22 protein-coding genes and 1 tRNA gene are annotated in these 19,495 nt (G+C 41.0%); 9 read left to right on the forward strand and 14 right to left on the reverse strand.

The features are described from left to right. Window positions 1-23 precede the first annotated feature (23 nt). Entirely contained in the window at window positions 24-1,715 is a 1,692-nt protein-coding gene (gene ettA, locus IE056_RS09500) for an energy-dependent translational throttle protein EttA (RefSeq protein ID WP_189604479.1), read from the forward strand. 175 nt (window positions 1,716-1,890) lie between these two features. On the opposite strand, the gene IE056_RS09505 is transcribed toward ettA, so the two are convergent. From IE056_RS09505 to hutI, 5 genes are all read right to left on the reverse strand, one after another. Beyond that, window positions 1,891-2,703, reverse strand: a complete 813-nt coding sequence (locus tag IE056_RS09505; RefSeq protein WP_189604480.1) for an MBL fold metallo-hydrolase — start codon at window positions 2,701-2,703, stop codon at window positions 1,891-1,893. Between the two features lie 64 nt (window positions 2,704-2,767). Further along, entirely contained in the window at window positions 2,768-3,226 is a 459-nt protein-coding gene (locus IE056_RS09510; RefSeq protein ID WP_189604481.1) for a GNAT family N-acetyltransferase, read from the reverse strand. Then, complete coding sequence (locus IE056_RS09515) at window positions 3,227-3,580, reverse strand: DUF1622 domain-containing protein (RefSeq protein ID WP_189604482.1); 354 nt, start codon at window positions 3,578-3,580, stop codon at window positions 3,227-3,229. It lies immediately after the preceding gene. Then, the gene (locus tag IE056_RS09520) at window positions 3,573-4,568 is read right to left on the reverse strand and encodes a formimidoylglutamase (RefSeq protein ID WP_189604483.1); all 996 of its coding nucleotides are present in this window, start codon (window positions 4,566-4,568) and stop codon (window positions 3,573-3,575) included. The genes IE056_RS09515 and IE056_RS09520 overlap by 8 nt, the downstream gene beginning before the upstream one ends. Window positions 4,569-4,570: 2 nt before the next feature. Next, window positions 4,571-5,806 carry an imidazolonepropionase gene (gene hutI / locus IE056_RS09525; protein ID WP_189604484.1) on the reverse strand — a complete coding sequence of 412 codons (1,236 nt, stop codon included), beginning with the start codon at window positions 5,804-5,806 and terminating at the stop codon, window positions 4,571-4,573. 151 nt (window positions 5,807-5,957) lie between these two features. Between hutI and IE056_RS09530 the strand changes: the two genes are divergently transcribed. From IE056_RS09530 to IE056_RS09540, 3 genes are all read left to right on the forward strand, one after another. After that, a complete protein-coding gene (locus IE056_RS09530) occupies window positions 5,958-7,109 on the forward strand; it encodes a trans-sulfuration enzyme family protein (protein ID WP_189604485.1) in 1,152 nt (383 codons plus the stop codon). Between the two features lie 116 nt (window positions 7,110-7,225). After that, window positions 7,226-7,942, forward strand: coding sequence for a bacillithiol biosynthesis deacetylase BshB1 (gene bshB1 / locus IE056_RS09535; protein ID WP_189604486.1), 717 nt, complete (start codon window positions 7,226-7,228; stop codon window positions 7,940-7,942). A gap of 61 nt (window positions 7,943-8,003) precedes the next feature. Beyond that, window positions 8,004-8,079 (forward strand) — tRNA-His (locus IE056_RS09540). A 452-nt stretch (window positions 8,080-8,531) separates the two neighbouring features. Here IE056_RS09540 and IE056_RS09545 read toward each other — a convergent pair. From IE056_RS09545 to IE056_RS09555, 3 genes are all read right to left on the reverse strand, one after another. Then, window positions 8,532-9,557 carry a M28 family metallopeptidase gene (locus IE056_RS09545; protein ID WP_189604487.1) on the reverse strand — a complete coding sequence of 342 codons (1,026 nt, stop codon included), beginning with the start codon at window positions 9,555-9,557 and terminating at the stop codon, window positions 8,532-8,534. Window positions 9,558-9,674: 117 nt separating this feature from the next. Then, entirely contained in the window at window positions 9,675-10,769 is a 1,095-nt protein-coding gene (gene namA, locus IE056_RS09550; RefSeq protein WP_189604488.1) for an NADPH dehydrogenase NamA, read from the reverse strand. 252 nt (window positions 10,770-11,021) lie between these two features. Beyond that, entirely contained in the window at window positions 11,022-11,330 is a 309-nt protein-coding gene (locus tag IE056_RS09555) for a hypothetical protein (RefSeq protein ID WP_189604489.1), read from the reverse strand. A 331-nt stretch (window positions 11,331-11,661) separates the two neighbouring features. Here IE056_RS09555 and IE056_RS09560 point away from each other — a divergent pair, with 331 nt between their 5' ends. The 3 genes from IE056_RS09560 to IE056_RS09570 all read left to right on the forward strand — a co-directional run bounded on the left by IE056_RS09560 (window position 11,662) and on the right by IE056_RS09570 (window position 13,231). Beyond that, window positions 11,662-12,294, forward strand: a complete 633-nt coding sequence (locus tag IE056_RS09560) for a Crp/Fnr family transcriptional regulator (protein WP_189604490.1) — start codon at window positions 11,662-11,664, stop codon at window positions 12,292-12,294. 89 nt (window positions 12,295-12,383) lie between these two features. Continuing rightward, on the forward strand, window positions 12,384-12,995 hold the full coding sequence (locus IE056_RS09565; protein ID WP_308427622.1) for a class I SAM-dependent methyltransferase: 612 nt from the start codon (window positions 12,384-12,386) through the stop codon (window positions 12,993-12,995). A gap of 83 nt (window positions 12,996-13,078) precedes the next feature. Next, window positions 13,079-13,231: a hypothetical protein gene (locus IE056_RS09570; protein ID WP_189604491.1), complete on the forward strand. Its 153-nt coding sequence runs from the start codon at window positions 13,079-13,081 to the stop codon at window positions 13,229-13,231. A 67-nt stretch (window positions 13,232-13,298) separates the two neighbouring features. On the opposite strand, the gene IE056_RS09575 is transcribed toward IE056_RS09570, so the two are convergent. Next, the gene (locus tag IE056_RS09575; protein WP_189604492.1) at window positions 13,299-13,733 is read right to left on the reverse strand and encodes a PepSY-like domain-containing protein; all 435 of its coding nucleotides are present in this window, start codon (window positions 13,731-13,733) and stop codon (window positions 13,299-13,301) included. Window positions 13,734-14,075: 342 nt separating this feature from the next. Here IE056_RS09575 and IE056_RS09580 point away from each other — a divergent pair, with 342 nt between their 5' ends. Beyond that, the gene (locus IE056_RS09580; protein ID WP_189604493.1) at window positions 14,076-14,525 is read left to right on the forward strand and encodes an OsmC family protein; all 450 of its coding nucleotides are present in this window, start codon (window positions 14,076-14,078) and stop codon (window positions 14,523-14,525) included. A gap of 256 nt (window positions 14,526-14,781) precedes the next feature. Further along, the gene (locus tag IE056_RS09585; RefSeq protein WP_189604494.1) at window positions 14,782-15,306 is read left to right on the forward strand and encodes an O-acetyl-ADP-ribose deacetylase; all 525 of its coding nucleotides are present in this window, start codon (window positions 14,782-14,784) and stop codon (window positions 15,304-15,306) included. 41 nt (window positions 15,307-15,347) lie between these two features. On the opposite strand, the gene IE056_RS09590 is transcribed toward IE056_RS09585, so the two are convergent. From IE056_RS09590 to IE056_RS09610, 5 genes are all read right to left on the reverse strand, one after another. Then, window positions 15,348-15,731: a DUF3037 domain-containing protein gene (locus IE056_RS09590; protein WP_189604495.1), complete on the reverse strand. Its 384-nt coding sequence runs from the start codon at window positions 15,729-15,731 to the stop codon at window positions 15,348-15,350. Next, complete coding sequence (locus IE056_RS09595) at window positions 15,709-16,500, reverse strand: HipA family kinase (RefSeq protein WP_189604496.1); 792 nt, start codon at window positions 16,498-16,500, stop codon at window positions 15,709-15,711. Before IE056_RS09595 ends, IE056_RS09590 begins: the two co-directional genes overlap by 23 nt. Before the next feature lie 130 nt (window positions 16,501-16,630). Continuing rightward, complete coding sequence (locus IE056_RS09600) at window positions 16,631-17,704, reverse strand: ArsO family NAD(P)H-dependent flavin-containing monooxygenase (protein WP_189604497.1); 1,074 nt, start codon at window positions 17,702-17,704, stop codon at window positions 16,631-16,633. A 77-nt stretch (window positions 17,705-17,781) separates the two neighbouring features. Further along, window positions 17,782-18,861 carry an ACR3 family arsenite efflux transporter gene (gene arsB / locus IE056_RS09605; protein WP_229793721.1) on the reverse strand — a complete coding sequence of 360 codons (1,080 nt, stop codon included), beginning with the start codon at window positions 18,859-18,861 and terminating at the stop codon, window positions 17,782-17,784. 5 nt (window positions 18,862-18,866) lie between these two features. After that, on the reverse strand, window positions 18,867-19,490 hold the full coding sequence (locus IE056_RS09610) for a low molecular weight phosphatase family protein (RefSeq protein ID WP_189604498.1): 624 nt from the start codon (window positions 19,488-19,490) through the stop codon (window positions 18,867-18,869). Between the last annotated feature and the right edge of the window lie 5 nt (window positions 19,491-19,495).

Here is a 19,495-nt window from a genome sequence, read left to right on the forward strand (position 1 = left end):
ACAAACTTTAAAAAAATACATGTATGGCAGACGATAAGAAAGTAATTTTCTCCATGTCGGGTTTGACAAAAACCTACCAGGGAGCAAATACTCCGGTACTAAAGAATATTTATTTAAGCTTTTTCTACGGAGCAAAAATTGGGATCCTTGGACTCAATGGATCTGGGAAATCTACTTTGCTGAGCATAATCGCCGGAAAAGAAAAGAATTATCAGGGAGATGTTGTCTTTGCACCCGGGTATTCTGTTGGACTTTTAGAACAGGAGCCTCAGCTGGATGAAGATAAAACCGTGTTGGAAATAGTAAAGGAAGGTGCAGCGGAAACTGTGGCCATCCTCGATGAATACAACAAGATCAACGATATGTTTGGCTTGCCGGAAGTTTACGAAGATGCCGATAAGATGCAGAAGTTGATGGACAAACAGGCAGAACTTCAGGATAAGATCGATGCCAGCAATGCCTGGGAACTTGATACCAAACTGGAAATTGCCATGGACGCGCTGCGTACCCCGGAGCCGGATAAGAAAATCAGTGTACTTTCAGGAGGAGAGCGCCGTCGGGTTGCTCTTTGTAGGTTACTGCTTCAGGAGCCAGATGTATTGCTGCTGGATGAGCCTACCAACCACCTTGATGCCGAATCGGTACACTGGCTGGAACATCATTTGCAACAATACAAAGGAACTGTAATTGCCGTAACGCACGACCGTTATTTTCTTGATAACGTAGCAGGTTGGATCCTGGAACTGGACAGGGGAGAAGGTATTCCATGGAAAGGAAACTATTCTTCCTGGTTAGATCAAAAATCAAAACGTCTTGCACAGGAACAAAAGCAGGCCAGCAAGCGTCAAAAAACATTGGAGCGTGAGCTTGAATGGTCCAGAATGGCACCAAAAGGAAGACAGGCGAAACAGAAAGCGCGTTTGAACAACTATGATAAATTGCTGAGTCAGGATCAAAAGCAAATGGATGAGCAGTTGGAGATCTACATCCCGAACGGGCCACGGCTTGGAACGAATGTGATCGAAGCCAAAGGAGTGAGTAAAGCTTTTGGTGATAAACTGCTGTACGAAGATCTTAATTTTAAACTTCCGCAAGCGGGAATCGTTGGAATAATAGGTCCTAATGGTGCAGGTAAAACCACTATATTCAAAATGATCATGGGAGAAGAAACACCCGATAAAGGTTCTTTTGAAGTAGGGGAGACTGCAAAGATCTCTTATGTAGATCAAAGCCATACTAATATAGATCCTGAAAAGACCATCTGGCAGAACTTCAGCGATGAGCAGGAATTGATCCTGATGGGCGGAAGACAGGTGAATTCAAGGGCATATTTAAGCCGGTTCAATTTCAGCGGAAGCGAACAGAATAAAAAAGTCAGCAAATTATCTGGTGGGGAAAGGAACCGACTGCACCTTGCCATGACTTTAAAAGAGGAAGGAAACGTATTGCTTCTGGATGAGCCTACAAACGACCTTGATGTGAATACCCTTCGTGCCCTTGAGGAAGGTCTTGATAGTTTTGCAGGTTGTGCGGTGATCATTTCTCACGACCGTTGGTTCCTGGACAGGGTTTGTACGCACATCCTTTCGTTTGAAGGGGATTCGCAGGTGTATTTCTTTGAAGGAAGCTTCTCAGATTACGAAGAGAACAAGAAGAAACGTCTTGGTGGAGATCTAATGCCGAAGCGTATCAAGTACAAAAAACTTGTAAGATAACCTGACTGAGATTTCGGATCTTCACCAGGGAAAAAAGTGGTAAAAGAAGAGGCTGTCTAAAAAAGAATTTTTTCGTCTACCTGAACTGTTTAAGGTTCTAACAAATTCTGGAAATCAGAATGACGATATAAAAAGTTTTTTGACAGCCTCTTTTTATGTTTAAAAAATTTCCAACTTATTCATTCGGATACCATTCTGCCAGGACCACTTCAATGTCTTTGTTTCCTTCGTTGACCAATTCTTTGAATCTCTCAACATCGGCTTTTCCATCCTGCCCCCGGAAGTGGTACGGGTACACCTGCTTCGGAGCAAATTCCAACACTCCTTCAGCCGCCGCGTCTACCGGCATGGTATATGGTAAATTCATGGGTACCAGTGCAATATCGATATTTTCCAGATTCCTCATCTCCGGAATATCTTCTGTGTCGCCGGCTATGTAAAGTCGTTTTCCATCTTTCTCAAGAACGTATCCGTTTCCACGCCCTTTTTCATGGTATTGTTTCGCTTCCTCCCTAAGATTATACATGGGGATGGCTTCGATTGAAAAATCTTGCTCCTCTATAGTTTCGCCATTATTCATTATCACAAAATCCGCATTCAGATCATCCGGCAGCTGGTCTTTTACTGCCTGTGGAACTATAATTCGCGTGTTTTGAAGATTAAGATCCCGAAGCGTTTCCGCATCCATGTGATCTCCGTGAATATCTGTTATCAAAACCAGATCGGGTTCGTCCATCCCTTCAAATGCATCTGCGCCACCTGTAGGATCCAGATAGATCGTGGTTTCTCCCCAGTTTATCACAGCCGTAGCATGAGAAATGGGTTCAATTTGAATATCTTCTGTTTCAGTAGAATCTGCATCTTCGGAATCACCATTCATGAAAGATTCCTCTTCCAGTTCTTTAGCCAATTCCATGTTCTTTTCACTTTCAGATTTGCAACCCACTATCAGTAAACAGCAGGCAAAAATTAAAGTCAGTTTTTTCATAATCAGTTAGTTTTCATTAAAACTAAACAATATGCTGACTTTCATCAATTTATTTAATAAAGTTTTATGAAAGCAGAAGTTGCATTTTTATGTCGCCCCGGGCATAAGGATTGTTTCCTTCAATAGGGATTTCCTCAAACCCATATTTTTTATAAATATGAATGGCGTTTTCCAGTTTCCGATTTGAGTAAATAATTATTTTATTCCAACCTTCTTTTTTGGCAAAATCCAGGGCGTATTCCATTAATTTTTGTCCAATTCTTTTTCCGCGGGCTGCGGGAGTTATTGCCATTTTGGTAAGCTCGAAAATACCTTCTTCAATTTTCATGAGGGCTACCGTCCCAATGATTTTCTTTTCGTCCTTCACAAAAAAGATGTTGCCACCCGGTTCAATGATGTACCTTTCCGGATTTCCAAGCACTTCCTCGTCGTGCGGTTCCACATAAAAAAATTCTTCCAGCCATTGAATATTCAGGTTTTTAAAATCACGGGCGTATGTGGGATCAAATCGTATTAATTCCATTTATTTTTCTCCTATAGTTCGTTTTTGCCACGGCCATCTTCCTTCGAGTTCCACCTGTAGCGATAAGCTTAAAAATGTTCTTATAAGTACAATTATACCTAGAACCAGTACATTATCCATGGTAGGATCCGTGCTCACGGTTGCAATAATATCCCCGGCCACCAAAAACTCAAGCCCCAGTAAAATTGCCTTTCCCAGGTCATGTCGAAAGGTCCTGTATGAGCTGCCATCCTCATGTTTATCAAAGAAGTAGCGCCATAAGGCGAAAACGGGACCAAAGATCATAACCAGAACTCCCGCAACTTCAATAGCGAGTGCAGTATATTGGATGTACTCCTGAATCATTTCATGCATGGGAATAATTCTTTAGAAAATCGGTTATTAAATAAGACAGCGTTTTTCCTGTGGGGAAATCCTCTGTCGCTATTGCTTCACAAAGATGAAGATAAGTACAATTCTTATTTTTTGCTACAATGGCTATAAAATTCCTGACTTCATCTACGGTAAACCCGCTGGGGGAAATGGCGCTGCTGGGGAGGTTTGCAATTGAATCACAATCTATTTCAACCCCAAATCTATCATCTGAGACAAATTTCAGGTGCTTTTCAAGTTCTGAAATCCTGTCTTCGGAAAAAATATCTTCGAAAAGGCTGTATTGAATCTCTTCTGAAGCATCCATTTTTTGAAAAATGTATTGTGGCGTATAATTTTGTTGCAGTCCGAAAACGGAATATTTCTTCAGAAATCCTTTTTCAAGAGCATAACTGAATCCGTTGCCACTGTGGCGGTGTTCCAGTTGCCGCAGATCTGTATGAGCATCGATGTTAAGAACATTTACAGGCTTCTGAAAAGCTTCTGAAGCACCTTTAATGTTCCCGAAAGCATTGTTGTGCCCGCCTCCAATGATTACGGGAATCTTTCCTGCAGAAATGATCTTCTTAACCACCCCACTTACGACTTCATCAATACTTTCTACAAGTTCGCCCATTTTAGGGTAGTAGTTAGGGTCTGAAACTTCAAGGTTTGAAGCTTTTTTCATTTCTGCAGTACAATCTATTTCTCCCAGGAGAAGCAGTTTCTCTGAAGAAAAAAACCGGTTGTGCTGAATGTTCAATAATGCCTTTAGACCCGCCTGCCAGGCATTGGCGGTCCCGGCTTTACCGTAGTTTGCTCGTACACCGATGTCTTCAGGGATTCCAAAAAGAACGAATTCGGCATCATTTTCCTGAAGTTTTTCAACTTTAGAAATAAACTGAATTCTTTCCCCTAGCCTGGTCTCTCCGGGCCGTAGATTAATATAAGCCGCAATGGATTTCTGATTGTAAACCTTCAGTTTTGGCATTTTCAGATCTTTTTTCCGTTGATGAAAACTGAATCGATATGGTTGGCGCCAAATGAGTAGGGAAGAAACCCAAAAGATGGAATTTCTTCGGTAAGGATCAAATTAGCAGCTTTTCCTTTGGTAATACTTCCGTGGGTTTCGCTCAGGCCAATCGCATAGGCTGCGTTAATAGTGGCAGCGTTGATCGCTTCTTCGGGGGTCATTTTCATCTTGATACAAGCCAGCGAAACCACTAAATTCATGTTTCCGTTTGGAGTGCTGCCGGGATTATAGTCCGTTGCCAGCGCCAGTGGGAGTCCGGCATCCAGAATATCCCGTGCAGGCGTGTAGGGAATTCCGAGGAAAAGCGAGCAGGAGGGAAGTGCCACCGGCATTGTTCCGGAACCTTTCAGCTGCTCAATATCTTCAGGATTCATCACTTCCAAATGGTCAACAGATAAAGCTTCGTGCTCCACTCCGGCTTTAATACCTCCAATGGAGTTAAATTGGTTTACGTGGATCTTTGGAATTAAATTATATTTTTTTGCTGCAGAAAGTAACCTGTTGGTGTCTTCCACAGTGAAATAACCTTTTTCGCAAAAGATATCAACATACTCCGCCAGATTTTCTTCGGCAACCTTCGGAAGCATTTCGTCTATAATTAGGTTGAGGTAACCTTCTTTGTTGTCTTTATATTCCTTCGGAAGCGCGTGTGCTCCAAGGAAGGTGCTCTTCACCGGAAGATCATAATTCTCTCTTAATTTTTTGATCACCCGAAGCATTTTGAGTTCTGCTTGTGTGGTTAATCCGTAACCCGATTTAATTTCAATGGCCGTGGTTCCCATCTTCATCACCTCCTGCAGGCGTTTTTCCGATTGGTTATAAAGATCTTCTTCAGAAGTCTGCTGTAATTTTTCAGCAGAGTTCGGGATTCCGCCGCCTTTATTGGCAATTTCTTCATAGGTAAGGCCATTGATCCTGTCTACAAATTCCTGCTCCCGGTTTCCGGCATAGACGATGTGGGTGTGTGAATCTATCCAGCCCGGCATCAGGATCTTTCCGGAGGCATTAATAGTTTCATCTGCATTAATTTGAGGGAAATCTTCCATTTTTCCAAAGTCGGCTATTTTGCCATTTTCAGTTAGAAGCCATGCATTTTTGAGAGAAGGAAGTTCTTTCATTTCGGCTCCTGATAGTTTTGTGACTCCATTGTCCCTTACCTGTAGTAATTCCTTGATGTTTTTGAAGAGTAGTTTCATATCGTAAAGATAGAAAAGTGCTCTAGAAATTTAACTTAAAATAAGGCTAAACCTTAAATCCACCAGTTGGGTTGATAGCTGAGAACACTGCGATTTCTAAAATAATTCTGTACTTTAGTGCGCAATTCTAACCTTATATATCAGCACCATTATGGCGAAGAAAAATCGTGGAATAAATACTATTTGTACGCATTCGGGAGAGCTAAAAGATAATGAGTTTAAAGGAGCGGTTTCTCCTTTGTATATGTCCACTTCCTATGCTTTTGAAGATGTAGAGGTAAAAAGGTACCCTCGTTATTTCAATACGCCAAACCAGCAAGCCCTTTCCATTAAAATGGCAGCACTCGAAAATGGGGAGGCTGCGCTTATTTTTGGTAGTGGAATGGCTGCTGTGAGCACGGCTTTACTGGCTTTTCTGCACAAGGGCGATCATGTGGTTTTACAGCAAACCTTGTATGGCGGGACCAGTAACCTGGTGGTGGAAGAATTTGAAAAATTCGGAATTGAATACTCCTTTACTAAAGATCTTGCTCCTTCCAGTTTTGAATCTGAAGTGAGAGAGAATACTAAAGTCATTTATATTGAAACTCCATCAAATCCTCTGTTAACGATCACCGATATTACAGCGGTTGCTGAAATAGCAAAACAACACGGGCTGGTGAGTATGATCGACAATACCTTTGCCTCTCCGGTTAATCAAAATCCTATTGACCTGGGAATTGATATTGTTCTGCATTCGGCTACCAAATATATGGGTGGGCACAGCGATATTCTTGCGGGAACCGCTATTGCTTCGGAAAAGCATATTGACACTATATTTCAGTTAGCCAAAAACCTTGGCGGAAGCTTAAGTGATTATACCGTTTGGCTTCTCGAGCGAAGTTTAAAAACCATGGGAATACGGGTGAAGGCACAGAATGAGAATGCCCAAAAACTGGCTGAATTTTTAGAAGCTCATCCTGATGTTTCAAAAGTGTATTACCCAGGATTAAAATCCCATCCCGATCATGAACTGGCAAAAACCCAGATGAAAGGTTTTGGCGGGATGCTTTCTTTTGAATTAAGGGAAGAACTGGATTTTTCAAAATTTCAGAAGAAACTTAATTTAATAAAACCCTCCATGAGCCTTGCGGGAGTGGAATCTACCATTTTATCTCCATCGCTCACTTCCCATGGATTATTAACTCCTGAAGAGCGAGAAAAGCAGGGGATAAAAGATGGATTATTAAGGTTTTCTGTAGGAATAGAAGAAGCTGAAGATCTAATGGAAGATATCGAGCAGGCAATTTCGCAAATAGTTTAAACTATTGCTGAAAAGTTGCTGTGGAGCCGACTATGAAGGCTGATGAAAAAGCATACGATAAGTAGGAGTATCTGTAAAAGAATGAATCCTCCGTACTAACTATTTAATAGAAACAAATGAAATTAGATATACTGGCTATTGGGGCACATCCTGATGATGTTGAACTGAGTTGCGCTGCCACCTTGGCAAAAGAAATCTCCCGCGGAAAAAAAGTAGGGATCTTAGACCTTACGAGGGGAGAATTGGGTACCAGGGGTTCTGCCGAATTGAGAGATCAGGAGGCAAAGGCTGCCGCCGAGATCCTTGGAGTAAAAGTAAGACATAATTTAGAGTTCAGCGACGGATTTTTTGTCAATAACGTAGCACATCAACTGGAGATCATTAAAATGATCCGGAAATATCGACCCGATGTGGTGCTGTGTAATGCCATAGAAGATCGCCATATCGACCACGGAAAAGGGGCACAGCTGGTAGCCGATTCCTGCTTCCTGAGCGGATTGCGCAAAATTGAAACGATTTGTAAAGGCCACAATCAGCACGCCTGGAGGCCAAAACATGTGTATCATTATATTCAATGGAAAAATCTTGATCCCGACGTGATTGTGGATGTCACAGGATTTATGGATAAAAAGATTGAAGCTGTAAAAGCATATAAAAGTCAGTTTTTTAATGAAGAAAGTAAAGAGCCGGAAACACCTATTTCCAGTAATAACTTTTTTGAAAGTATCACGTACAGAGCCAAAGACTTAGGTAGGTTAACGGGGGTGGAATATGGTGAAGGGTATACGGTGAACCGCCATGTAGCAGTAGATTCGCTGTTTGATCTGAAATAAAAAAACGAATTTTTCTTTTGTAGAAGAAAGGAATTATATTACATTTGCATCCGATTAAAATGGTGGTTGTAGCTCAGCTGGTTAGAGCGCCTGATTGTGGTTCAGGAGGTCGCCGGTTCGAACCCGGTCTTCCACCCTTTTTAAACTCCTTAGGAAACTAAGGAGTTTTTTTTGTGCCAAATTTTTCTGAAGAGGTCATTGATAAAATTAAAATCCTTTCTGAATCTTAGACCTTGCTGAAGTTACACTCCGCCGAAGGTAGCCGGTTTTATTTGTAGTTATTTTTCCAAAGTTTTGAACTTTGGAAGAGAGGGGGGATATCTAACCCTTTCAGCGGTTTCAAACCCTGAAATAATCTTAGAAAAAAATTTAAGCTAATCGAAAGAGTTCCCACCTGCCCTGCGGGTACCCTCGGGAAGGAGGGAATAGGATTCGGAAGTTATTTTTCAGAGTATCAAATGTTGGTAAAGCAGGGGAATGAGGAGGCGATTATGACGTAGTGGAGAGATTATAAATCAACGTTAAAGGAAAAGGCCTCAGAATTTCACTGGAATTCTGAGGCCTTTTTTGGATTTAAAGGATCTTTCGGTTATTCTCCTTCAGTCAGGGTAGGTTTGTCAACAAATGGACGTTCGTCTCTGTTTGCTACTTCCCATGCAGTTAAGAATACCAGTTTGGTTCTTTTTTCCAATAAATCGTATTCAATTTTATCGGGAGTATCTGTTGGTTTATGATAATCTTCGTGAACTCCGTTAAAGTAAAAAATAATTGGAATATCGTGTTTTGCGAAGTTGTAATGATCACTTCTGTAATAAAAACGGTTTGGATCATTTTCATCGTTAAATGTGTAATCCAGGTTAAGGTTCAGGTACTTATTATTCACCTCTTCGCTCAATTCGTGTAGTTCTGTGCTTAATTTGTCACTTCCTATCAGGTAAACATAGTCCCCACTGTTTTCCATATCAGTACCAATTCTTCCTATCATATCGATGTTCAGGTTGGTTACGGTGTTTTCTAGTGGGAAAACAGGATTTTCGGTATAATATCTGGAACCTACCAAACCTTTTTCTTCACCTGTAACATTCAGGAAAAGAATAGAGCGTTTTGGAGTATATCCATCTTTTTTAGCCTGAACAAAAGCTTCGGCAATTTCCAGGATAGCAACTGTTCCAGATCCGTCATCATCTGCTCCGTTGTAAATATTTCCTTCATCATCAATTCCTTCATGGTCATAATGGGAAGAGATCACAAGGATTTCTTCGGGCATGGTGCTTCCCTCGATATAGGCCAGCACGTTTTCAGTATCTTTGATATTTCCTCTTCTAAATGCACTTGAAGGTACTTCCTGATAATAATCGTCTCCTCCAAGTGGGGAAGGGATTCCCAGCTGCTGGTATTCCTTTTTCAGGTATTCTGCTGCCATTTTTTGTCCGGGTTCTCCTGTTTCACGACCCTGGAATTCATCACTTGCAAAGGTGTAAAGATGATCTTTTAACTCATTTGCCGTAATGGTATTTGCATAATCCATTACGTTGGCAGATTCGATGCTTTTTGACTGCTGGGCTTTGCAGCCGACAAGGCTCACTGCAACAGCCAAAAACAAAACTTTTTTCATAAATAGTTATATTTTTATTGATGGGCAGCAAGATAATAGATTTAACCGAATTTCCTTTACAGCCCTGAGTTAAAACCGCATTTTGATATTTTTAATACCCATCTTTGACCCTGGAAACTAACTTGATACATTCTTTTTTCTTGGCTTAGATCGTTCATACTGTGAGGGCCAGGAAACTTCTTCACCAAGGCTTTGTGCTGCTTCCAGAGGGAAATATGGATTGCGTAATAATTCCCTCGCCAGTAAAACCAGATCTGCCTGATCTTTTTCCAGAATCTCTTCTGCTTCTTCAGGTGTGGTGATGAGCCCTACTGCACCGGTCATTATATTTGCTTCAGATTTGATCTTTTCGGCAAACCCAACCTGATATCCTTTCTTAACCGGAATCTCCGCATGTGGCACCAATCCTCCAGAAGAACAATCGATAAGGTCCACGCCCTTTTCCTTCAGGAACTTTGATAATTCAACTGACTCCTCTTCGTTCCAGCCACCCTTCACCCAATCTGTTGCAGAAATTCTCACAAACAATGGCAGGTCCTGAGGCCAGACTTCCTGTACAGCTGCGGTTACCTCCAGAAGCATTCTGGTTCTGTTTTCGAAAGAACCTCCGTAATTATCAGTTCGTTCATTACTGAGAGGGGAAAGGAATTCGTGCAGTAAATATCCATGAGCAGCATGAATCTCTACTACTTTAAAACCTGCCTTTAATGCTCTTTTTGCTGCAGATCTAAACTCGTCTATAACTTTATTTATTCCTGATTCCTCCAGTTGCAGCGGAACAGTATCTTTTTCATTGAATGGTATCGGACTTGGAGCGACGGTTTGCCAGCCGCCTTTTTCTTCAGTAATACTGGTTCCTCCTTTCCAGGGGCTGGTGGTGCTGGCTTTTCTTCCGGCGTGTGCCAGTTGGATTCCCATAACAGCACCCTGTGCTTCAGCAAAGGAGACAATTTCCTTTAATCCGGTGATATGTTCATCTTTCCAGATCCCCAGATCATCGGGGGTGATCCTGGCTTCCGGAGAAACCGCGGCAGCTTCAGAAATTATTAAACCAGCGCCACCAACAGCACGGCTGGCAAGATGAACCAGGTGCCAGTTATTTGAAAAACCATCTTCACTACTGTACATGCACATGGGCGAAACAACGATTCGGTTCCTTAATTTAACAGATTTTATTTTTAACGGGGAAAATAACCGCGATTTCGTACTCATAGATTTATTTTTTTGGAAATCAAAAGTAACGAAAGTCTGCAGGGATAGAAAGGAACAGCTATAGATACAGTATATGGTATGATTCGATTTTACATACCGGCTGACTGAAAGTGTGGATGAATTATGAGAATATGAAATGCTAATACACATTTCAGGAAAGTGAATAGATGAGGAAACTTCGCACATGAAGTCCGAAGTTTCAGGAGAGTGATGGTTGCCCCCCAGTAACGACTACTCTCTTCTCATCTTTCACTAAACATTTAGCCTTTTTCTATGTTTTACACATTTTTCTACTGTAGACGAAGGAAGTTCCTCATTATACAATGTCTGGTAGTACAGGTCAATATTTTCCTTTTCTCTTGTGAAACATTTTTCCCATCTGGAATTCAAGAATGTCTGGTAGGCAAGTTTTTCAAGTTTCAGGAAAAGAGGTAAGTATTCCAAAAGTAGCGTGCATATAGTAGCAGGGAGAATATTGTTTTTAATTCTGAAGAGGTGACACTTTAATTTTATTTTTAGTTTCTCCCGTATTTCTTCCAAGGTTGAAATATTCTCAAGCATTTTTTTTTCAGCCTTTGGTAAATTACAGTAAAGGCAGGAATACATCTTTAGTAACCGGTCATTGGACCGGTCCAGATGTGTGAGCTGGGAAAGTAGTCGAAACTGCATGAATTTGAATGATTTATAGCCTATACAAATTACTGGATTGTCTTTGATTTTTAAGGTTTAAAAACCTGATTAACTGATTTTTAACACCTTGTTGTTCTGTATTGCGAATTATTGCAGACGAAAAGCATTAACGTTGTCCGAAGCTAATGTTGACATTTGGTATTTCTGAAGAAATTAAAATTAAGATTTCAGAAATGCTGTAACTTTAGCAAAAAATCAAGAGATGCTTACTGAAGTCAGAGAAGCCTATCATTTTATTTTTGAAGAGGCTCTTCTTAAAGAGATTGCAGATTGTGGAAATCTGAAAGAATATGCAGAAGGGGATAAAATCATTGAAATTGGTGAATACGTCACCGCCATGCCTTTACTCCTGGACGGAGCCATAAAAATCTTGCGAGAAGACAAGGACGGCGATGAGTTGTTGCTGTATTTCCTGGAACGTGGGGATACTTGTGCTATGACCCTTTCGTGTTGCCTGGGCCAAACAAAAAGCGGGATAAGGGCAGTAGCAGAAAGGGACACGAAGCTTATAATGATACCTATTGAAAAAATGGAGGAATGGACTTCAAAGTACAAGAGCTGGAGGAATTTTGTTTTTGAAAGTTACCATACAAGGCTTTCAGAAATGTTGGATACGATTGATACCATTGCCTTTATGAACATGGATCAACGTCTTATGAGATACCTTCAAGATAAGGCAAAAATAAATCAGTCAGAGGCGCTTTCTGTCACCCATCAGGAAATATCCTATGATCTTCATACCTCCAGAGTTGTGATCTCAAGGTTACTCAAAAAGCTGGAATTGGAGGGAAAGATCCAGTTACAACGGAATAATATTATAGTGCTCGATCTGTAATTCCAAATCGTTGCTTCGGAAATTTAAAGCTGATAAGAATTGAGACTGAAATTGCAGAAAAATCTGTAAATTGAAGTAAAATTTCAGAAATGGATAGACAAGAACACTGGGAAAATATCTACAGGACCAAGAAACTAACGGAAGTAAGCTGGTACGAACCAATTCCCGAAACTTCCCTTGAATTCATTAAGGGAATGAACCTGGCAAAAGACGCTGCTATTATTGATGTAGGCGGCGGCGATAGTTTTCTCTCCGATTTTCTATTGATGGAAGGTTATACCAATGTAAGTGTTCTTGACATTTCTGAAGAAGCTTTGAACCGGGTCAAAAAAAGACTGGGGGAAAGAGCGGAAGAGATCCACTGGATTGTAGAAGATATTACTCGATTTCGACCTGAAGGAACGTACGATTTATGGCACGACCGGGCTGCTTTTCATTTTCTAACGGAAGAAGATCAGGTTCAGCAATATGTAGATACTCTGAAAAAGGCTGTTAAACCCGGAGGTTTGGTAGTGATTGCAACCTTTTCTGAAAAAGGGCCTACCAAATGCAGCGGAATAGAAATAAAACAATATTCTATAAATGGCCTGGCAGAGCTTCTTTCAGAAGATTTTAATATGGTTTCCTGCAAAAATGTTTCTCACGAGACACCATCGGGAGCCGCGCAGGATTTTAATTTCTGCAGTTTCAAGAGAAACTGAGATTTAGCATTTTGAAAAAGTATTAGTGGTGAAATAGTTCCAGGATATTTTACCCCTTTAGCAAGTAATTAAAAAGAAATAACATGGATAAGAATATTTATGATCAAATCGCAAAAGAGATCTCGAGTGATGAGAGTCCGGTGGGGATAGATGCAAAAAAAACACACATTATAATTATTGAAAAGCTCATGCAAATAGAAGAACGGTTAAGCCAACTGGAGAAAAAAATGCAATAAAAAAGGCTGTCTAAAAATTGCTTTTAGACAGCCTCTCGAATTTAATCTATTGGCTCAAAACAGGGGGTTAATCTATACGTAAAAATTTCCCGGAACCATCAAATTCAAGTTCGGTTCCATTTGCAAGTTTCACTTCCTGTTCATCATCCTCTTTTTCCCAGCTTACAATTTGTGCATTGCTGTAATTGCTTTCTATATAGGTTCTCACCTGGTTGGGAAGTGCTTCTTTAGGAATTGAAGTTCCATTTTCAGTTTCAATTTCTGTCACTTCACCATTTTCATCAATATCTATTGAGGTACCATTGGTGAATTCCACTTCATATAATTCATCATTAAAGTATCCCTCTATACCATCTTTTTTGTCTATTTCCTTGATGGTTTCAGAAGAAAAATGCTGACTGATAAAATTTGATGCATTTTTAGGGAGATCGTTCGCAGACTGTGCAAAGGAAATTCCCGTAAAAGCGGCAAAAAATATACCTGATAAAATCATCTTTTTCATAATCATTCAATTTTAAGATTTACCCAAAGGTAAGTGTGAAGGCTTTTTCTGAAAAATGTATAGTTATAAGATTCTGTGAATTGACGTAGGATTAAGAAATCGGGTGCTTTTCTTAAAATCTTCAAAATCTGGATTGAATTTATGATTTGGATACTTTGTCAGAGTCTGGCATTTGGGATAAATATGAGGCAGGCCTTGCGCTACGTTTTGTAACAAAAGTAGCTGTAAAGCCAGAGGCCCTGTCTTAATTTTGGTTCCGGAGAAAAGAAAAATAGCTCCTGATTAAAATCATAAAATTTATTATAAACCGATCCTACCTTTGGATCAACTAAAATTCAACAAATGGAACCACATTATTATAACGTAGCATTAGACTGGAAAGCAGACAGAAAAGGAGAGATTTTTTCTCCAGAACTGGATCAAACAATAGAAGTTGCAACCCCACCAGAGTTTCCGAAGGGAATCGCCGGGATCTGGTCTCCCGAACATTTGTACACAGCCTCTGTAAACAGCTGTTTTATGACCACTTTTCTTGCTATTGCAGAAAATTCAAAACTGGACTTCCTCAGCCTTAGCTGTCCGGCGAAAGGAAAACTCGATAAAAAAGACGGAAAATTTGCCATGACCGAAATTCTTTTAGAACCGGTATTGGTGATTCCTAACGAAGAGGATAGGGAGAAAGCCGAAAAGATCCTGCATAAGGCAGAAAAAGCCTGTTTAATTTCCAATTCAATCACTGCTGAAGTGATTCTTAAAACTGAAATAAGAATTAAAGAAGTGACAGCTGTCTAATCCCTTTTCAAAAAAGAATCAATCCGCATCATCTTAATGAAAAACTGTAAAGGCTGTTTAAAGTTGTTTGAATAAGATTCTGACATAAGTTCGGCTTGACAATTCTACAGCTTTTTAGGCAGCCTCTTTTAATGGATTGAGAAATGAGGTTTAGGCCATGATTTAGCTTCTTGCTTTTATAAACGCGATTATATATTTTGGTATTTTTCACTACTTTAGAGTAAACGGAAGAAGATTCGAAAAAAAATCAGGATGTATGATAGCGCTAATAAAAGGAGATATTACCAAAGTGGAAACAGATGCCATTGTTAATGCAGCCAACAGTTCTTTGCTGGGCGGTGGTGGTGTAGACGGCGCAATACATCGTGCCGGTGGTCCAGAAATTCTGGAGGAATGTAAAAAGATCGTGGCGAAACAGGGAAGATGTGAAGTTGGGGAGGCTGTGATCACCACCGCTGGAAACTTGCCTTCGCAAAATGTCATCCATACCGTTGGCCCGATTTGGAGTGGCGGGAGTAAAGGAGAACCTGAAAAACTCGCCAGTTGCTATATAAATTCACTAAAGCTCGCTGGGGAAAATAACTGTCGCAGCATCGCTTTCCCGAACATTAGTACAGGAGTGTATGGTTATCCTAAAAAGGCAGCCGCCGAAGTGGCCGTGAAAGCAGTTTCAGAATTTCTTTCAGAAACAACTCTAATGGAGAAAGTTATGTTCGTTTGCTTTGATGAGGAAAATGAGCAGTTTATCAGGCAGGAACTGGAAAAAGCCGGCAAGATCTGATTTCTTTTCCTGAGTGGATACTTCCTTGATAAATTTCCAGATTAAAGCACCATTTCAGAATATAGTCGTTTCAGGGTATTATTGAGATCATGGCACAATCCGGGATGTGGTCGTGAGGTCTGGATCACCGAGCTGCGAACAGCTGTTAGCCATCTAAACCTGGAAGGGATGTCCATTTGGGCGATAGGTCCGCCGTCTATGTCTCCTCTGCAGATTTTTTCAAAAGACTGTAAGTTTAATTTCAGTTGTTCAATATCAAGATCTTCACAAATCATTTTTAACTTGTTTTCGTCAATGTGATAAAGTACCTCCAGGTATTTCTCTTTTTTGCAAAACAAAACAATCCCCACATTCAGGAATTCTTCCCGTTCTACACGTGGCAACACCCGTATTACTGCATATTCATATAAGTGCTTGTCTTGCATTCTGTGCTTCTTTTATAAAAATTTCTGAATGTTCCAGCCTTACCAGTAAAAACTGAATATAAGCTTCCTTGATTTCTTCGGGCTTGTCATCTGTTTCCTGCCAGTGCAGCCAGTCTTCCGGGATGGCTTCTATGATACCGCGAATCTTTTCTCCCGTAAGTATTTTTTTAAATTCAGTATCCACTTCTGTTAAAAGGCTGGCCTGCGGCAATAACACGTGATCCTTGATCAGGGCAAACGGACTTTTAGCATGTTTTTCCCTGTTGGTCCAGGAATGGTGAAAATAAAAAGAGGCTCCGTGATCGATTAACCACAATTTTTTATGCCAGATAAGCATATTGGTGTTTCTGAAGGTGCGATCAACGTTGGTGATAAGGGCATCCAACCAAACGATCTGTGAAGCGAGTTTTGCTTCCACGGTAGTCACTACCGGATCAAAATTTATTGCTCCGGAAAGAAAATGTAAAGCAAGATTCAATCCCTGACTTCCCTGTAGCAGATCCTGAATTTCCTCATCTCCTTCGGTCCTTCCAAAAGCCTCATCCAGATTGGCAAAAACAAGTTCCGGAATTTTCAATCCCAGCACCCGTGCGATCTCTCCTCCAATAAATTCCGCTATCAGGGCTTTTACTCCATGTCCGGCTCCTTTGAACTTTAATACGTACTTAAAATCATCATCGGCTTCCGAAAGGGCAGGTAAAGACCCGCCTTCCCGCAAAGGAGTAATATACCGGGTGACCGTAACGGTCCTTAGATATTCCTTGTTCATAGCTTTTAAAATAGGAAATGACAATTTTAAGTATCATTTCAAAATACAAATTTAGGATTCAGAAATTAAAATTAATCCTTTCTGAAGGTTTAGTTTAAGGAAGCGAGAGGATTAGTCATTGCCAGAAAGTTTACTGTTGATTATCAGCTTCTGAAGTTTTCAGATGTTCCTGAATTTCTTCTGTTGTCTTTTTAGCCGATCTGCCAATACCTATGAGGGTAGCAGAAGCATAACCTGTCCAGCCTCCGTAGCCTACCATCCATAAGCCGGGGATTTCAAGTGCACGGGTGCCGTTGGTTTTGATCTTTCCCTTTGCATCTGCATGAGCAAGGCTTTGTAAATGCCTGGTGGCATAATGAAATCCGGTGCACCAAATGATGCTATCGAATTGCTCTTTTTCACCATTTTCCCAAATTACCCCATGTTCATAAAGGCTTAGGAATTTACCTTTAGAGTTTAAAACTCCGCGTTCCCTGGCATCTTTTACAGATGGCACCATCACGATGTCTCCAAGATTGAATTTTGAAGCATCAAATTTTTCACCTTTTTGCTTGGCATAATATTTTGCTGAAGCAATGTTAAAAAGTACTCTTCCATCCACATCATCGGGCAAGAAATCGGGTGTTTTTAACGTGGCCCAGGTGGTTTCTGTTGCCTTCGAGACATCGGCGAGGATTTGTGCTCCGGAATTTCCTTCCCCAACAACCAGGACCTTTTGACCGTCAAACTCGTCCGGATTTTTATATTCTGAAGCATGTAATTGTTCACCTTGAAAAACAGCTCCTCCCTTAACTTCCGGAATAAATGGTGCTTCCCAGATCCCTGTAGCCGAAATTACCGCTTTGCTGTAGAAATCTTCCTGATTGGTTTTCAACTTAAAAAGGTCATCTTCTTTTGTGACCTCCAATACCTCTACTGGACGTTCCACAGCTAATTTATATCGCTGTTCATACTTGCAGAGATAGTGAATCACTTCATCACGATGGGGAAAATTATTTTTTGATTTTGGCATAAGCCAGCCGGGAAGGGAGCTTTGTTCGGCAGGAGAAAAGAGGGTGAGGGAATCCCAGCCTTCCTGCCAGGATCCGCCGCAGTTTTCCTGCTTGTCCAGGATCAGGAAATCGAGTCCGGTGCGGCGGAGATAATATCCACAGGCCAGGGCACTTTGTCCTCCTCCAATAATGATGACATCTTTGATGTACATTTTGATTATGTTAATTTTTTACTTTGGAGACGCACTGGTAATGGGTCTCTCCTTACAGCGCAATGAAAAATCCACTGCTATGAATTCATGCTCTTTGCCTGTTCTTTCGTTTTTTCGGTTCCATAATACTTTTTGCGGAGCCAGAAAGAAACCCGGACCAGCAAGATCAACGCCGGGACTTCCACCAGCGGCCCCACCACACCTGCAAAAGCCTGGCCAGAATTAAGTCCGAAGACAGCAATGGCAACTGCAATCGCCAGTTCAAAATTGTTCCCGGCAGCTGTAAATGAAATAGAGGCATTCTTATCATATTCAGTTCCCATGGCTTTGCTGAAGAAAAATCCGATAAGGAACATGATGGTGAAATAGATTAATAGCGGAATAGCAATGATCACCACATCTAGCGGAATTCTAATGATCATTTCCCCTTTTAGGCTGAACATTACTACGATCGTGAACAAAAGCGCAATTAATGTGAAAGGGGAGATGAACGCAAGAAATTTTTCCCTGTACCATTCTTCTCCTTTGGTTTTTACCATTATAAGCCTGCTTAATAGCCCTGCCGCAAAAGGAATTCCCAGGTAAATGGCTACACTCTCTGCAATAGTACCGATAGAGATATCTACAATCGCACCTTCAAAACCGAAGAGCGGCGGCAATTTGGTGATAAACAACCATGCGTAAAAACTATAGGCGAAAACCTGGAAAATGCTGTTTAAAGCCACAAGTCCCGCGCCGTATTCACTGCTTCCTTCAGCCAAGTCGTTCCACACCAGCACCATCGCGATACAACGGGCGAGGCCAATCAGGATCAAGCCCACCATATATTCAGGATAATCCTGCAGGAAGATCAAAGCCAGGGTAAACATAAGCAGCGGGCCTATAATCCAGTTCAGGATGAGAGATATGGAAAGGATCTTCACATTTTTAAAAACCTTTGGCAGGAGCCTGTAGTTCACTTTTGCCAAAGGCGGGTACATCATTAAAATGAGTCCGATCGCAATAGGAATATTGGTTGATCCGCTACTCATCGATTCAATATAGCCCGCGCCTGAAGGAAATAAATAACCAAGGCTTACGCCCAAAAACATTGCCAGAAAGATCCAAAGGGTAAGGTAGCGGTCGAGGTAGTTCAGTTTTTTCACATTTTCGGCCATAATAATCAGCAGGTTTTGAGTTGGGAGAAGATGTAAAGCATTTCTGAAGCAATCTGCCCGTTCCGTTCGCTATACGTTTGGCGCTCCAGTTCAGTTCCATCAGCTTTTTTCGGATCTTCATATTTTACCGAAAAACGCGCTTCTGCCTCCGGAATAAAAGGGCAGTTGGCTTCAGCATCTGAGCAGGTAAGGATTGCAGCAAATATTTTCCCATGCGGAAGGGCTTCAGAATATATTTTAGAGTAACATTTTAATGGTTCAGATTCTTCGGAAAAAAAGATGAGGTACACCGGATTTTCTCCACCACTTTCTTTGATGATCCTGAATCCGCTGTCATTTAAAGCACGAACAGCATTGGGATGAAAAGCAGTGGCTTCTGTTCCGCCGGAAAAAGCCTGGAGATTCTTGATTCCTAAGTGATACCCGAAGGTTTGCGCCCACACCTGGCAAAGCTGACTTCGCCGGGAGTTGTGGGTGCAAATAAAATTTAGGTAAATTGGCTCGTCTTTATTCAGTTTTTCCTGAAGAAAAGAAATCGGTTTTTGCAATGCCTGTATTCTTTCATGAGGAATTTCTGAATTTTTAATATTCTCAATATAAGAAGTAACTTTTGGTAAAAGAGTTTTCATTCTAT

Source organism: Salinimicrobium marinum (genome assembly GCF_014651535.1).
GTDB classification, from domain to species: domain Bacteria; phylum Bacteroidota; class Bacteroidia; order Flavobacteriales; family Flavobacteriaceae; genus Salinimicrobium; species Salinimicrobium marinum.

What these genes read in the sequence shown, in the direction of transcription:
- ettA (WP_189604479.1), top strand. Translation starts at nt 24, where the DNA reads ATGGCAGACGATAAGAAAGTAATTTTCTCCATGTCGGGTTTGACAAAA.
- IE056_RS09505 (WP_189604480.1), bottom strand. Translation starts at nt 2,703, where the DNA reads ATGAAAAAACTGACTTTAATTTTTGCCTGCTGTTTACTGATAGTGGGT.
- IE056_RS09510 (WP_189604481.1), bottom strand. Translation starts at nt 3,226, where the DNA reads ATGGAATTAATACGATTTGATCCCACATACGCCCGTGATTTTAAAAAC.
- IE056_RS09515 (WP_189604482.1), bottom strand. Translation starts at nt 3,580, where the DNA reads ATGCATGAAATGATTCAGGAGTACATCCAATATACTGCACTCGCTATT.
- IE056_RS09520 (WP_189604483.1), bottom strand. Translation starts at nt 4,568, where the DNA reads ATGCCAAAACTGAAGGTTTACAATCAGAAATCCATTGCGGCTTATATT.
- hutI (WP_189604484.1), bottom strand. Translation starts at nt 5,806, where the DNA reads ATGAAACTACTCTTCAAAAACATCAAGGAATTACTACAGGTAAGGGAC.
- IE056_RS09530 (WP_189604485.1), top strand. Translation starts at nt 5,958, where the DNA reads ATGGCGAAGAAAAATCGTGGAATAAATACTATTTGTACGCATTCGGGA.
- bshB1 (WP_189604486.1), top strand. Translation starts at nt 7,226, where the DNA reads ATGAAATTAGATATACTGGCTATTGGGGCACATCCTGATGATGTTGAA.
- IE056_RS09545 (WP_189604487.1), bottom strand. Translation starts at nt 9,557, where the DNA reads ATGAAAAAAGTTTTGTTTTTGGCTGTTGCAGTGAGCCTTGTCGGCTGC.
- namA (WP_189604488.1), bottom strand. Translation starts at nt 10,769, where the DNA reads ATGAGTACGAAATCGCGGTTATTTTCCCCGTTAAAAATAAAATCTGTT.
- IE056_RS09555 (WP_189604489.1), bottom strand. Translation starts at nt 11,330, where the DNA reads ATGCTTGAGAATATTTCAACCTTGGAAGAAATACGGGAGAAACTAAAA.
- IE056_RS09560 (WP_189604490.1), top strand. Translation starts at nt 11,662, where the DNA reads ATGCTTACTGAAGTCAGAGAAGCCTATCATTTTATTTTTGAAGAGGCT.
- IE056_RS09565 (WP_308427622.1), top strand. Translation starts at nt 12,384, where the DNA reads ATGGATAGACAAGAACACTGGGAAAATATCTACAGGACCAAGAAACTA.
- IE056_RS09570 (WP_189604491.1), top strand. Translation starts at nt 13,079, where the DNA reads ATGGATAAGAATATTTATGATCAAATCGCAAAAGAGATCTCGAGTGAT.
- IE056_RS09575 (WP_189604492.1), bottom strand. Translation starts at nt 13,733, where the DNA reads ATGAAAAAGATGATTTTATCAGGTATATTTTTTGCCGCTTTTACGGGA.
- IE056_RS09580 (WP_189604493.1), top strand. Translation starts at nt 14,076, where the DNA reads ATGGAACCACATTATTATAACGTAGCATTAGACTGGAAAGCAGACAGA.
- IE056_RS09585 (WP_189604494.1), top strand. Translation starts at nt 14,782, where the DNA reads ATGATAGCGCTAATAAAAGGAGATATTACCAAAGTGGAAACAGATGCC.
- IE056_RS09590 (WP_189604495.1), bottom strand. Translation starts at nt 15,731, where the DNA reads ATGCAAGACAAGCACTTATATGAATATGCAGTAATACGGGTGTTGCCA.
- IE056_RS09595 (WP_189604496.1), bottom strand. Translation starts at nt 16,500, where the DNA reads ATGAACAAGGAATATCTAAGGACCGTTACGGTCACCCGGTATATTACT.
- IE056_RS09600 (WP_189604497.1), bottom strand. Translation starts at nt 17,704, where the DNA reads ATGTACATCAAAGATGTCATCATTATTGGAGGAGGACAAAGTGCCCTG.
- arsB (WP_229793721.1), bottom strand. Translation starts at nt 18,861, where the DNA reads ATGGCCGAAAATGTGAAAAAACTGAACTACCTCGACCGCTACCTTACC.
- IE056_RS09610 (WP_189604498.1), bottom strand. Translation starts at nt 19,490, where the DNA reads ATGAAAACTCTTTTACCAAAAGTTACTTCTTATATTGAGAATATTAAA.